Genomic DNA, 13,372 nt, shown 5'->3' on the forward strand with positions numbered 1-13,372 from the left:
GCTGCCGAGAGCGGTAACGAAGTTAACGGGACCAGTAACACACCCGGACAGCCGCCGCGCTCTGTTTTTCAAACCCTTGCCCCACTACTTCGCCTACCATAGCGAGTTCACCATTCACGTACACTAAGGGTATTCTTTCTCTCTCCCAAGGTGGAGTTTGCCATTGCTTAAACCATTGTTTCAACGGTTTTGAATGGGGGCTTCCTTTAGGTTTAAAGCGAGAAGAAAAATTTCTGAAGTAAATACTAACTTTGTCTTTATCCCCAATAAAAATAGCGTGTTTTTTATTTTCTTTAGGAAGAGCATCAAAGTGAATCACCCCCATTTTCTCGGGTAAGGTTAGTTGCTTTTCACCTCGCCACTCAATACTTAACTGCTGGCAAGACTTGACGTTTTCCACTAAAAATAAGCGCGCTTGGAAACGCCGAAAACTCCACTCTCCATTCATCACTTTAGGGTTTGCATCCTCCTTGGCATTTACCAATGAATGCAGAATCTGATTCAGCGTTTTCTCGGAAGGCAATTGTAATGAATGCCCGTTTTTTGACATTGTGGAAAACTGCTTGACCCAAACTCGTATAACCCACTTTTGCCATGCAACAGATAACGAATTTAACGCCGTCAAACACAAACTTCCATCGTCTTTCAGACAAGGCATAAGATACGCCTCCCCAACTTCGTTTAACATTGCTTCTTGCTCGGCAATGAGTCGAACTGAACGTGCCGCCGACTGAACAAAAGCCGACCAACGCGTTTCAAGTTCAGGCATGATTTCATGACGAAGAAAGTTACGATCAAAGTCTCGATTTTGATTGGACTCATCTTCTATCCAATGCAACTGATGTGTTTCTGCATAGGCGAAAATATCGGCTTTACTTGTATTAAGTAACGGACGAGCAAAACGCAGCACTCCACCTTCGAGCGACATTTCACCAAAAGCCGCCATTGATGCGAGTCCTTTGGGCCCTGCGCCACGTTTTAGTTGCAACAAAAACGTTTCTACCTGATCTTGCTGGTGCTGCCCTAAAAGCAGCACTTCATCATCAAACATCATTGCCGACAACGCCTGATAACGAGCATTACGAGCCTCCGCTTCTAGGCTTTTTCGCGCTTGCTTTTGTAAAGACAACGTTTGAGATTCAAATCCTATACCTTGAGAATGGCAAAAATCGCGGCAGTGTTGTGTCCACTTGTCAGCATTTATGCTCAATCCATGATTCACATGTAATGCGCGAAGTTGCATTGCTGGATAGTTGGCTTTAAGTTGCATACACAGATGCAACAACACCTGTGAATCGACACCACCACTATAAGCAACAACTAGCTTGATCCGCTCAAGTTGTTGCGAAGAAAGATTTTTAAATAGAAGCTCTGAGGTGTTAGCTGAAGGTTTGAATTTTGCTTGGAAAAATGGGAAAACTGACTGGGCTAAAGCACATTCAAAATCATACAAACTGATCACGATTCTGCCTTAGCCCAATAGGTATTACTTAACAGTATCCGAAAGACATTAAGCGTTGATAACGCTGTTCCATCAAGTCTTCTTTGCTTAATCCTTTTAATTGAGATAACTGCTGCTTTAAACACGCTTTGATGTTTGCTGCCATTGTGTCGTAGTCACGATGTGCTCCGCCTAAAGGCTCATCAACAATGCTGTTGATTAAATCTAACTCTTTAATTTGTGGCGCGGATACACCCATCGCTTCTGCTGCCAAGTTCGCCTTTTCGGCGCTCTTCCAAAGAATAGAGGCGCAGCCTTCCGGTGAGATAACGGAATAGGTGCTGTATTGCAACATGTTCACGCGATCACCCACACCAATCGCCAATGCACCACCGGAGCCACCTTCGCCAATAACAGTACAGATAATAGGAACGGTCAGTTCTGCCATCACTTTAAGATTACGCGCAATGGCTTCACTTTGACCACGTTCCTCCGCACCAACGCCCGGATAAGCTCCCGGGGTATCGATGAAGGTAATAATCGGCAACTGAAAACGCTCAGCCATTTCCATCAAACGTAGTGCTTTGCGGTAGCCTTCTGGTTTTGGCATTCCGAAGTTACGTTTAATTTTCTCTGCTGTATCGCGCCCTTTTTGATGCCCAATAATCACAATGGGTTGATCATCCAACTTTGCTAACCCGCCAACGATAGCCTTGTCATCTGCAAAAGCTCTATCACCGCAAAGTTCATCAAATTCGGTAAAAATGCGAGGAATATAATCCAGCGTATAGGGACGCATGGGGTGTCTGGCCATTTGTGAAATTTGCCAAGGGCCCAAGTTATCGAAGATTTTTCGCGTTAATTCTGCGTTTTTTTCACGTAATTTGGTGATTTCTTCTTCTAGCCCTAAATCAAACTCACCACCCTGATTAACCGAACGTAGTTCTTCAATTTTCGCTTCCAACTCGGCGATAGGTTGCTCAAACTCAAGGAAATGTAAACTCATTCAGGTTCCTACTACTCTTTATTGGTTATTATATATTTTGGCTACGTTTAGAACAGTCAAGTAAATTAACACCTCGTTAGCAAAACAACAATTTATTTTACCTTTTGGCTTAGTTTTTACTTATTTGGAATATCTATTACTTTAGGGACTAAAGAATACGCTTATTGGAAAAGCATCGTTACTTGCTCTTGTCCCAACATCTGTTTTAGTTCATGTAGCAGCTGGTCTTCCGGGACAAGATACCACATTGCCCCTACGTCTAAAACGACTTCTGCTTCATCCTGCTGATAATGGATACTGATCGGACATGTTCCATTGCTGTATTCTTTTAGGAGCGATTTTAAGTTTTCAATATTCTGAGGAACACACCATGATTTCTCAACGTCCAAACGAATACGGCGTAAGTGTTTTTCTCGTGCTGTAACAATATCAACGCACTCTCTCACCGTAATCGTATTGCCACCGTTAAAATCATCGAAACTCACCGGCCCGCTTACCACTAACACTTTGTCGGCTTGTAGGATTTCCTCGAACCGCTCAAAATCATCAGGAAAGAAGCGTGCATCAACGCGTGCGCTCTTATCATCAAGTGTAACTATTGCCCAACGTCGACCTTTCTTATTAACCATGACGCGCACGCCTAATACCAAACCCGCAGCAGTAACGGAGCCATCTCTTGGTGTTGGTTTTAAATCAACTAAGCGACCTTTACGGTAATACTTAAGCTCTTCTCTATATTGATTAATAGGATGGCCGGTTAAATACAGCCCTAGAGTTTCTTTCTCGCCATCTAACCAGCGTTTTTCAGGCCACGTTGGCACATCTGCAAACACACCGCTAACATCTTCTGGCTCTGAGGTCATCAAACCAAACATATCGCCTTGACCACATTGCAAATTTTTCGCGTGCTGATCGGCTGCGGCAATGGCATCAGGAAGGGTTTCCCATAAAGCTGCACGATGCGGTCCAAGATTATCCATTGCACCAGCTAGCACTAATTTCTCAAGCACACGCTTGTTAATTTTTTTAAGATCAACCTTAGTACAAAAATCGAATAAATCGGTGAAGAAGCCGTGAGTTTCTCGCGCTTTAATAATCGCTTCAATCGGGCCTTCGCCCACGCCTTTAATCGCCCCAATCCCGTATACGATATCGCCCTCTGTGTTGACCGAAAATTTATACTTGCCGGTGTTTAAGTCTGGCGGTAACACCTCCAGCCCTAAACGTTGACATTCGTCCACCAAGGTTACGATTTTGTCAGTGTTATCCATATCTGCGGACATAACCGCGGCCATAAATTCGGCTGGATAATGCGCTTTTAACCACAAAGTTTGATAGGAAACCAAAGCGTAAGCTGCGGAGTGTGATTTGTTAAATCCGTAACCCGCGAACTTCTCTACAAGATCGAAGATTTTTGTCGCCAATTCAGGGTCGATATTGTTCTTTTCTGCCCCATCAGCAAACATGCCACGCTGCTTTGCCATTTCCTCTGGCTTTTTCTTACCCATGGCTCGACGCAGCAAGTCAGCGCCACCAAGTGAGTAACCCGCCATCGCCTGTGCAATCTGCATAACCTGTTCTTGATAAACAATAATGCCGTAGGTTGGTGCGAGAATTTCTTTTAAACAATCATGTTGATATTCATGATCGGGGTAAGCAACTTCTTCTTCGCCTTTTTTACGAAGAATAAAGTTATCCACCATGCCAGAATCCAAAGGACCGGGGCGGAATAGTGCTACTAGTGCGATGATTTCTTCGAAATTATCAGGCTGCAAGCGCTTGATAAGGTTTTTCATCCCTGAGGATTCAAGCTGGAACACCGCCGTGGTTTCCGCTCGTTTCAACATGGCAAAACTGTCTTTGTCTTCCAGCGGAATAGCGGAGATGTCGATGTCTTTCCCTTGCCCATCGCGGATCATATCCAGCGCCCACTGAATAATGGTCAGTGTGCGTAGTCCTAAAAAATCAAACTTAACTAAACCCGCCGTTTCAACGTCGTTTTTGTCGAATTGGGTAACGGGGTTTTTACCTTCGTCATCACAATATAAAGGAGCAAAATCAGTAATTTGCGTTGGCGCAATTACCACACCTCCAGCGTGTTTCCCAGCATTTCTCACCACACCTTCAAGGATGCGCGCCATAGCGATAAGATCGCTGACATCTTCATCTTCGTCGCACGCTTCTTGTAAGCGCGGCTCAACATTAAAGGCTTTTTCGAGGGTCATACCGGGATCGCCCGGAATAAGTTTGGAAATACGGTCAACAAAACCGTATGGATGGCCTAATACGCGCCCAACATCACGCACGACGGCTTTTGCCGCCATGGTCCCGAAAGTGATAATTTGCGAGACCGCTTCACGGCCATATAATTCAGCAACGTGATCGATAACCTCATCACGACGATCCATACAGAAATCAATGTCGAAATCTGGCATAGAAACCCGCTCAGGGTTCAAAAAGCGTTCGAATAGTAGGTCAAATTCCAATGGATCGAGGTCGGTAATCTTTAATGCGTATGCCACCAAGGAGCCTGCACCAGAACCGCGCCCGGGCCCAACCGGGATGCCATGGTCCTTACTCCACTGAATGAATTCCATTACGATCAGGAAGTAACCGGGAAATCCCATTTGGTTAATCACTTCCAGCTCAATATCCAAACGCTCATCATACTCACCGCGTTTTTCGGCGCGCACTTCAGGGTTTGGGAATAGAAATTCTAAGCGTTCTTCAAGCCCTTCTTTAGACTTAACCACAAGGAAATCTTCTTCCGATAAATCCCCTGTAGGGCACTTTGGCAAGAAGTACGTGCCTAGTTGAACAGTAACATTACAGCGCTTAGCGATTTCAACTGTGTTTTCAATCGCTTCAGGAATATCAGAAAATAGCGCCTGCATTTCTTCTGTGGAGCGCATGTATTGTTGTTCACTGTACAGCTTAGGACGTCGAGAATCCTCTAATGTGTAACCATCGTGAATACAGACACGGATCTCATGCGCGTCGAAGTCTTCTTGTGCGTTAAACACCACTTCATTTGTCGCCACAACAGGCAAATCGTTTTCAGCCGCCCACTCCACTGCCGCATGCAGGTAATCTTCCTCACCAGCACGACCTGTTCTGTGCAATTCAACGTAAAAATTATTTGGGAAGTGTTGCTTATAGAATCCGGTAATAGCGGCAGCTTGCGCCATATTACCCTTCGCTAAGGTCATGCCAAGATCGCCATCTTTTGCGCCTGAAAGCACAATCACACCTTCGGCATGCTCAGCTAGCCAACCTACATCGATAACGGGGCGATCTCCAACATAACCTCGCTGATAAGCTTTGGAAATCAATAGGGTAACGTTCTTATACCCTTTATTATTTTGTGCTATTAAGGTTAAACGAGAAACGTTTTCGTCGGGCAACGCTGGATTTTGAACCCAGAAATCGGCACCAATAATTGGCTTCATTCCCATATCATGCGCAGTGCTGTAAAACTTAACCAAACCACACATGTTCATTTGGTCAGTAATAGCGATAGCTGGCATGTTGAGCTCTTTTGCTTTTTGCAAAATAGGCTTGATTTTATTCAAGCCATCGCTCATGGAAAAGTCGCTATGAACTCGTAAGTGTACAAATTCAGGTTGATGCATGAAAAAATTAACCTCAGAGCAATTCGGCTTAGTTAGCCATGTTTAACGCGTTTTGAACAGGCTTGAAGCTGCGGCGGTGTTGTGGCAAAGCACCGTATTTTTGCAGCATCTCTCGATGTAATTTTGTTGGATAACCTTTGTGTTTATCCAAACCAAAATCAGGGTATATTAAGTGCAACTCACCCATTTGTCGGTCACGAAACTCTTTCGCCAGAATCGATGCCGCAGAAATTTCCGCCACGCTGCCATCACCTTTCACAATAGCTTCACTCGCGTAAGGCCATTTGGGACAACGGTTTCCATCAACTTTTACGAAATCAGGCTGGACGTCAAGTTGCTGTACGGCCCGTGTCATGGCAAGCATAGTTGCCTGTAAGATGTTGATTTCGTCGATCTCAGAATGTGTGGCGATACCAATCGACCAACTTATAGCAACTTCTTTAATTTGTGGTTCCAATAGCGCCCGTTTTTTCTCAGACAGTTTCTTAGAATCGGTTAACCCCGTTAAGCCATGATCTTCCGGCAAAATAACCGCAGCGGTCACAACATCACCAATCAGTGGACCTCGCCCAACTTCATCGACTCCCGCAACTAGCATGTGATTGATTTTCCTTCCATAACGTCAATAACCGCAACCGCCGCTTGAACATCGGCTTGCTTGTTCAATTTTTGATGTAACTCAGTAAATGTGTTTATCAGCGCCTGATTATCATTTTGCATAATACGGCGCAAATGGCTGCAAATTGTAGCGGGATTTACATCATCTTGTAATAGCTCGGGTACGATTTCTTTTTCTGCCAAAATATTAGGTAGCGCAAAGTAATCGGGCTTATACAGATAACCCATAATCCAGTGTGTAATTGGCGCTAATTTATAGGCAACAACCATAGGGCGCTTGCAGAGCATGGCCTCAAGCGTTGCCGTACCAGAGGCTAATAAAACGCTGTCGGAAGCAAGCATTGCTTCTCTTGCCTGACCGTCGATTAAATGCAATGAAAAGGCAAATTGGTGTTGCGCTAAGTAATCTTCGATTTGTGCGCGCCGATGTTGATTTACGGCGGGGACAACAACCTGCAACTCGGGTACGGATTCACTTAATAATTGAGCGCTTTGCATAAACACATCGAGCAACTTAGCCACTTCCCCACCGCGGCTTCCTGGCAATAACGCCAGTACCGGTTTGTCTTGTGGCAAATGCAGTTGCTCGCGCGCAGCTTGTTTGTCGACTTCCAATGGAATTTGGTCCGCCATTGTGTGACCAACGAACTTCGCATTCACGCCATATTGATTATAAATCTGAGGTTCGAAAGGAAACAGACATAACACTAAGTCAGCGGCTTTTTTGATCTTGTGAACACGCCCTTCTCGCCATGCCCAGATAGTTGGGCTGACATAATGCGCGGTTTTAATACCTTGAGCTTTTAATTTAGTTTCTAAGCCTAAGTTAAAATCGGGGGCGTCGATACCAATAAAAATATCGGGAGGATTCTGGGAAAAGTGTGAAATGAGTTCGCCGCGAACCTGAAATAAACGGCGGATACGTGATAGCACTTCAACCAGCCCCATCACGGAGAGTTCTTCCATATCGAACAAGGAGTTAAAACCCTGCTCAATCATGCGTGGCCCGCCAATACCTTCAAAAATAGCATTGGGGTAACGCTGTTTTAATTCTCGTAGTAAACCTGCACCGAGAATATCTCCCGACACCTCACCAACCACAATTCCTATGCGGATACGTTTTTCAGACATACGGGACACTTCTCGGTTTTTATTTCGCTTTAGCACTCACATCGGCTGTGCCAGCCAACGCTTGATATTAGCGAACAATGCCGCGCGTTGAGTCTTTCATAAACTCAACCATAATATTCACATCTTGCTCATCTTGAGCCAGCTTTTCGAGTTCAACGATTGCTCCTGCGGCCGTTAAACCAGAACGGAAAATAGCACGATAAGCGCGCTTAATCGCCATAATAGTTTCTTTAGATTTACCACGACGACGTAACCCTTCGGAATTAATTCCATGAGGTTTTCCATCATGTCCTAACATAACGTAGGGAGGTAAGTCTTTAAGTACGATACTACCGCCACCTGCAAAACAGTACGCACCAATATGGCAGAACTGATGTACCGCCGATAAGCCACCCAAAATGGCACCGTCACCAACTTTTACATGACCTGCCAACGTGCAAGCGTTGGCAAAAATACAATTATCACCAACGATACAATCGTGTGCGACATGGGCATAAGCCATAAACAGGTTGTTACTACCAATCTTGGTAATACCTTTATCTTGAACAGTGCCTCTATGCACTGTTACAGACTCACGGAAAATGTTGTTATCACCAATTTCCAAAAAGGTATCTTCACCTGCAAATTTCTTGTCTTGGCAATCTTCACCTATCGACGCAAACTGGAAAATCCGGTTGTTTTTACCAATCTTGCTTGGCCCTTTGATCACAACATGAGAATGAATTTGGCAGTCATCGCCAATTTCTACCTTAGGTCCAATAACGGTATAGGGACCAACGCTCACGTTGTTCCCCAGTTTAGCTTCCGAATGGATAATCGCTGTTTCGTGTATCACAGGTTACATTTTCCTCATTGCACACATGAAAGACGTACAGCAGGCTTCAACACCATCAACATAAGCAAAGCCGTTAAACTTCCAGATACCGCGTCTTTCTTTTTCAAAGAAGACTTCCATATCCATTCTGTCACCTGGGGTTACAGGACGCTTAAAACGCGCACTATCAACTCCCGCGAATAGGTATAGATCATCATTATTACCAACGGTTTTAAACCCTAAAATACCGGCGGCTTGGGCAATAGCTTCAAGAATTAACACACCCGGAAAAATAGGTTTGCCAGGAAAGTGACCTGTGAAGCATGGCTCATTGAAGGTAATATTTTTATAAGCTTTAATGCTCTCGCCTAGCTTAATATCGGTAACGCGATCAACCAATAACATGGGATACCGATGCGGCAAAAGTGCCATAATTTCTTCAATTTCAATTCTATCGATTACTTCACTCAATCGAGTCTCTCCTATACGAAAGCTAACCAAAACTAATGTTAACTTAGAAAATTAGACCATGTGCCAAACTCAGAAACGCTAAGCTCAGCACTGAAAGAAACACTACCGTTTTTCGAGCGCTTTGATTCTAGCTCGAAGATCGCCAAGGTTACGCAATACTGCCATATTTTTGCGCCACTCTTTATTGGTAGTTGCAGGCATACCAGAGGAGTACACGCCAGGCTCGGTGATACTTTTCGTCACCATAGAAAAGCCGGTAATATGCACTTTGTCGGCTATTTCAGTGTGCCCATTAATCGCCACGAATCCACCAATAACACAATGTTTACCAATATTCACGCTGCCTGCAACAACACTACATCCAGCGATTGCAGAATGATCGCCCATTACTACATTGTGTGCAATTTGAACCAAGTTATCGATGATCACACCGTGACCAATAATCGTATCGTCTAATGCGCCTCTATCGATACACGAGTTTGCCCCAACTTCCGTTTTGTTACCAATAACGACTCGGCCAACTTGTGGAATTTTAATCCATTGACCTGCGTTAGGTGCGTAACCAAAACCATCTGCACCGATAACCGCTCCTGCTTGAATTAAGCATTCTGAGCCTAATTCACAGTCATGATAAATGGTTACATTTGGCCACAAACGCGTGCCTCTGCCCAATTTTACATTTTTACCAACAAAGCATCCTGCACCAATCTGTACATTATCTTCTACGATGGCGCCCTCTTCGATAACAGCATTAGGCCCAATGGAAACATGGTTCCCTAAGGTTGCTGTGTCAGCAATTTTCGCCGCCGTAGAAATGCCCTCTGCCACCTGAGGTGTGCTATCCAGAAGTTGAGCAATTAGCGCAAAGCCTGCGTAAGGGTTATCCATTACAAGGCAAGGACAAGGGCAATGTTCACTATCGTTTGGATGTAAAATGACTGCCGAAGCGTGGGTAGCTGCAAGTTGGCTACGATATTTGCTATTCGACAAAAATGAAATCTGACCACTACGAGCGTTGCTCAATGTGGCAATTGAATCAACGCTAACGCTATCATCACCTTGGACGGTAGCGTTAACGTGTTTGGCAAGTTCTGCCAAAGTATATGAAGGCATAGTGTCAACTATTTGATTTTGCTTACTTTATCAATAACTTTTTGAGTTAAGTCTTTAGAGTCATCGATGAAAGCAACTGCGCCAGCATTTAGGATAAGGTCGTATTTTTCTTCAGCAGCAATAGTATCAACGCTTTGCTTGATCAAGGCTAAGATTTTATTGCGTTCTTCCGCTGCACGACCTTGCATTTGTTCACGTAATGGCTGCGCTTTCGCTTTATAGTCATCACCTAAAGTACGTAGCTTATCGTCAAGTTCTTTGATTTCAGCTTCGCTCATCGTAGCAGTATCGCGTTTTTTCTTTTCAAGATAATATTGAAGATCCTTCTCTATACGCTGAATTTCTTCCATCTTATCTTTAAATTCACTAGCGATATCCTGTTGAATCGAAGCCGCTTGAGGCAACGCCTGAAAAATAGACTGCACATCAACAACACCAATCTTTTCAGCGGCATTCGCTTGTACAAGACCCGCTAGCATAACTGTCACGGCAACTAGAGTTTTGTTTACAAAGTTCAAGAGAGACTCCTTATTTTAATGTATTCATTTCAATTGAAACCGAAGTGTCTAACACCTCGGCCCGCAAGTTTATAAAAATTCGAATTAGAATGCTTGTCCAATATTAAATGAGAAGAACTGAACTTCATCTCCAGCTCGCTCTTGAATCGCTCGAGCGAAGCTGAAAGTCATTGGCCCCATTGGCGATAACCACTGAACCGACAACCCATAAGAAGCACGGAATTGTGTTTCATCACTAAAGTCGATTAGGCGATCCGCCGAAATATCACTGGCTTCAAGTTCTTTAATATCATCATAATCAAACTCTGTATCCCACACGTTACCTGCATCAACAAACAAGCTAGTACGTACTGAGTTTGAGAAATCTTCAGAAATGAATGGCGTTGGCACAATTAACTCCACGCCACCTAAGACCATAGCATTCCCCCCAATAGAGCGCTCGGTCACGAAGACTTGGTCCGACTCAGGTCCCAATGTGATGCTTGAACCGTCCGGCGCTGTAATGGTTTGAGGAGCTCGTTGAACCCCTCTTGGGCCTACGGTGTTATTCTCAAATCCACGCAAAGTACCGCTACCACCGGCGGTAAAGTTTTGCGTAAATGGCAAGAAGTGGTCGCGACCATTAATACTGCCATAACCATTACCATAGCCAGCTCTCATACGTGCTAAAAATGACCAGCGTTGATCTCGACTAATAGGGAAGTAGAAGCGTGAATCAAACTCAAGTTTATAGTATTTCGCGTCTGAATTTGGCGACGCCACACTTACATTAAAACGCTGACTTGAGCCTGCTGTCGGGAAAACACCACGGTTTAATGTGGTCCGCGACCAAACCCCCGATAATAGGAAAGTATCATATTTGATAGCAGCATCAGGATCGTTTGGATCAGAGAATAAATCATAGAATCTTGCCGTTTGAATATAGGTATCACGTTGTGATAACTCTTCATTTCGATAAGAAATGCCGAAACTCAAGCGGTTGTATTGGTCAATCGGGAAACCTAAATTAGCGCCAATCGCATAGGTTTTGGTGTTGAACTGAATGAGGTTAACATTACCTGCGTCCAATTCACTGTACGAAATACTCCCACCCAAACTGATGCCATCAATCGTAAAATACGGATCATTATAAGTAACGGCGACGCGCTGTTGGAAACGGTTTGTATTAACGTTAAAGCCGACCTGTTTACCCGTTCCTAAGAAGTTATCCTGTTGCACACCTGCTTGTAAACTTAATCCCGTTCGATCCCCGAAACCAATACCTGCGTTAAATGAACCTGAGGGCTGTTCTTTCACAGTAAAGTTAACGTCAACTTTATCGTCATGAGTAGGTAAACGTACCGTTTCAAATTCAGCTTCTTCAACGAAATTCAAACGACGTGTCATATTGGCCTTGGAGTTCTCAAGAGCCGTGTTTGACAGCCACGCACCTTCCATCTGAATGATTTCACGACGCAACACTTCATCGGAGGTCACTTGGTGCCCAGCAATATTAATACGACGCACATAAACACGTTTGCCAGGATCAACCGAAATAATCAACTTAACGGTTTTATCGTCTTCATTGATCTGTGGAATCGTCGTAACGGTAGGGTAAGCGTAGCCAAATCGACCATAGTATTTACTGATGAATTCTTCTGTATAGGTAACTTCTGCCTGATTGTATAACTTGCCTTCCGCTAATGGGATAACGGATTCTAACGTTTTCCCATGACCTAACAATTCGCCAGACAGCTCAAAACCTGAAACGGTATACTGCTCACCTTCAGTCAAATTGAGTGTAATATAAACGCCCGTCTTATCTGGCGTCATAGAAACTTGTGTTGAATCAAGGTTATATTTCAAATAACCACGATCCATGTAATAGCTTCTTAGCGTTTCAATGTCACCTTCTAGTGTCTGCTTCTGGTAACGTGTTTCCGTTAAGAAATCCCACCACGGCGCATCAAATTCAAGTTCGAAGGTTTTTAATAGTTCAATGTCAGAAAATACTTCATTGCCCACAATATTGATTTGTTCAATGTCGGCTGCATCACCCTCTTCAAATAGGAATTTTAGATCCACACGATTACGCGGTAGAGGAGTGATAATAGCGGATACATCCGCGTTGTATTTACCCACACTGTAAAAGAAGTCTTTCAAACCATTTTCGATAGAGGTAAGCACCGTTTTATCCAACGGCTCACCTATACGAATATTACTGCCATCCAAGCTTTCTTGTAACTGCTCATCTTTGATGTCGTCGTTACCATCAAAAATAATATTACTGATAGTTGGGCGCTCTTTTACCTTGATAACTAATATATCGCCATCACGGAACACTTCGATATTTTCAAAGTGGCTAGAGGAGTAAAGCGAGCGAATGAGCTGTGTGGTACGAAAACCGTTTAAAGAGTCACCAACTTTAACGGGAATGTAGGTCAGCGCAGCACCCAGTGCTACTCGCTGCAATCCTTCAATCTTAATGTCTTGAATGATGAATTCACTGGATGGGGCTGCGTAGGCTTTAGTCCCTGTACACAGCAATGACATAGCTGCAACAAAACGAATAAACTTCATTTAATTATTTTTATCCAATTAAAGTTAACAAGTAACGGCAATCTCTCACCCATAAATTCCGGCTTTGGT

10 protein-coding genes are annotated in these 13,372 nt (G+C 43.9%); all 10 read right to left on the minus strand.

Going from position 1 to position 13,372, the window contains the following annotated elements:
* Window positions 1-22: 22 nt before the first annotated feature.
* On the minus strand, window positions 23-1,462 hold the full coding sequence (gene tilS, locus HJG39_RS02585; RefSeq protein WP_268406465.1) for a tRNA lysidine(34) synthetase TilS: 1,440 nt from the start codon (window positions 1,460-1,462) through the stop codon (window positions 23-25).
* Between the two features lie 28 nt (window positions 1,463-1,490).
* Window positions 1,491-2,447, minus strand: coding sequence for an acetyl-CoA carboxylase carboxyl transferase subunit alpha (gene accA / locus HJG39_RS02590; protein ID WP_268406467.1), 957 nt, complete (start codon window positions 2,445-2,447; stop codon window positions 1,491-1,493).
* A gap of 161 nt (window positions 2,448-2,608) precedes the next feature.
* Entirely contained in the window at window positions 2,609-6,079 is a 3,471-nt protein-coding gene (gene dnaE, locus HJG39_RS02595) for a DNA polymerase III subunit alpha (protein WP_268406469.1), read from the minus strand.
* Window positions 6,080-6,107: 28 nt separating this feature from the next.
* Window positions 6,108-6,677, minus strand: coding sequence for a ribonuclease HII (gene rnhB / locus HJG39_RS02600; RefSeq protein WP_268406472.1), 570 nt, complete (start codon window positions 6,675-6,677; stop codon window positions 6,108-6,110).
* Window positions 6,671-7,828 carry a lipid-A-disaccharide synthase gene (gene lpxB / locus HJG39_RS02605; RefSeq protein WP_268406474.1) on the minus strand — a complete coding sequence of 386 codons (1,158 nt, stop codon included), beginning with the start codon at window positions 7,826-7,828 and terminating at the stop codon, window positions 6,671-6,673. Before lpxB ends, rnhB begins: the two co-directional genes overlap by 7 nt.
* Before the next feature lie 67 nt (window positions 7,829-7,895).
* Window positions 7,896-8,663 (minus strand): acyl-ACP--UDP-N-acetylglucosamine O-acyltransferase, encoded by a 768-nt coding sequence (gene lpxA / locus HJG39_RS02610; protein ID WP_268406477.1) that lies wholly within the window; start codon window positions 8,661-8,663, stop codon window positions 7,896-7,898.
* Between the two features lie 3 nt (window positions 8,664-8,666).
* Complete coding sequence (gene fabZ, locus HJG39_RS02615) at window positions 8,667-9,113, minus strand: 3-hydroxyacyl-ACP dehydratase FabZ (protein WP_268406480.1); 447 nt, start codon at window positions 9,111-9,113, stop codon at window positions 8,667-8,669.
* A gap of 102 nt (window positions 9,114-9,215) precedes the next feature.
* The gene (gene lpxD / locus HJG39_RS02620; protein ID WP_268406483.1) at window positions 9,216-10,226 is read right to left on the minus strand and encodes a UDP-3-O-(3-hydroxymyristoyl)glucosamine N-acyltransferase; all 1,011 of its coding nucleotides are present in this window, start codon (window positions 10,224-10,226) and stop codon (window positions 9,216-9,218) included.
* Between the two features lie 8 nt (window positions 10,227-10,234).
* Window positions 10,235-10,744: an OmpH family outer membrane protein gene (locus HJG39_RS02625; protein WP_268406486.1), complete on the minus strand. Its 510-nt coding sequence runs from the start codon at window positions 10,742-10,744 to the stop codon at window positions 10,235-10,237.
* A gap of 84 nt (window positions 10,745-10,828) precedes the next feature.
* Window positions 10,829-13,303 carry an outer membrane protein assembly factor BamA gene (gene bamA / locus HJG39_RS02630; protein WP_268406489.1) on the minus strand — a complete coding sequence of 825 codons (2,475 nt, stop codon included), beginning with the start codon at window positions 13,301-13,303 and terminating at the stop codon, window positions 10,829-10,831.
* Window positions 13,304-13,372 lie beyond the last annotated feature (69 nt).

Origin of the sequence: Alteromonas sp. a30 (assembly GCF_026788005.1) — a bacterium.
Lineage (GTDB): Bacteria > Pseudomonadota > Gammaproteobacteria > Enterobacterales > Alteromonadaceae > Paraneptunicella.

Excerpts from the sequence above, each read along its gene's own strand:
- rnhB (WP_268406472.1), bottom strand. The coding sequence starts at position 6,677 with ATGCTAGTTGCGGGAGTCGATGAAGTTGGGCGAGGTCCACTGATTGGT.
- accA (WP_268406467.1), bottom strand. The coding sequence starts at position 2,447 with ATGAGTTTACATTTCCTTGAGTTTGAGCAACCTATCGCCGAGTTGGAA.
- lpxB (WP_268406474.1), bottom strand. The coding sequence starts at position 7,828 with ATGTCTGAAAAACGTATCCGCATAGGAATTGTGGTTGGTGAGGTGTCG.
- dnaE (WP_268406469.1), bottom strand. The coding sequence starts at position 6,079 with ATGCATCAACCTGAATTTGTACACTTACGAGTTCATAGCGACTTTTCC.
- bamA (WP_268406489.1), bottom strand. The coding sequence starts at position 13,303 with ATGAAGTTTATTCGTTTTGTTGCAGCTATGTCATTGCTGTGTACAGGG.
- lpxD (WP_268406483.1), bottom strand. The coding sequence starts at position 10,226 with ATGCCTTCATATACTTTGGCAGAACTTGCCAAACACGTTAACGCTACC.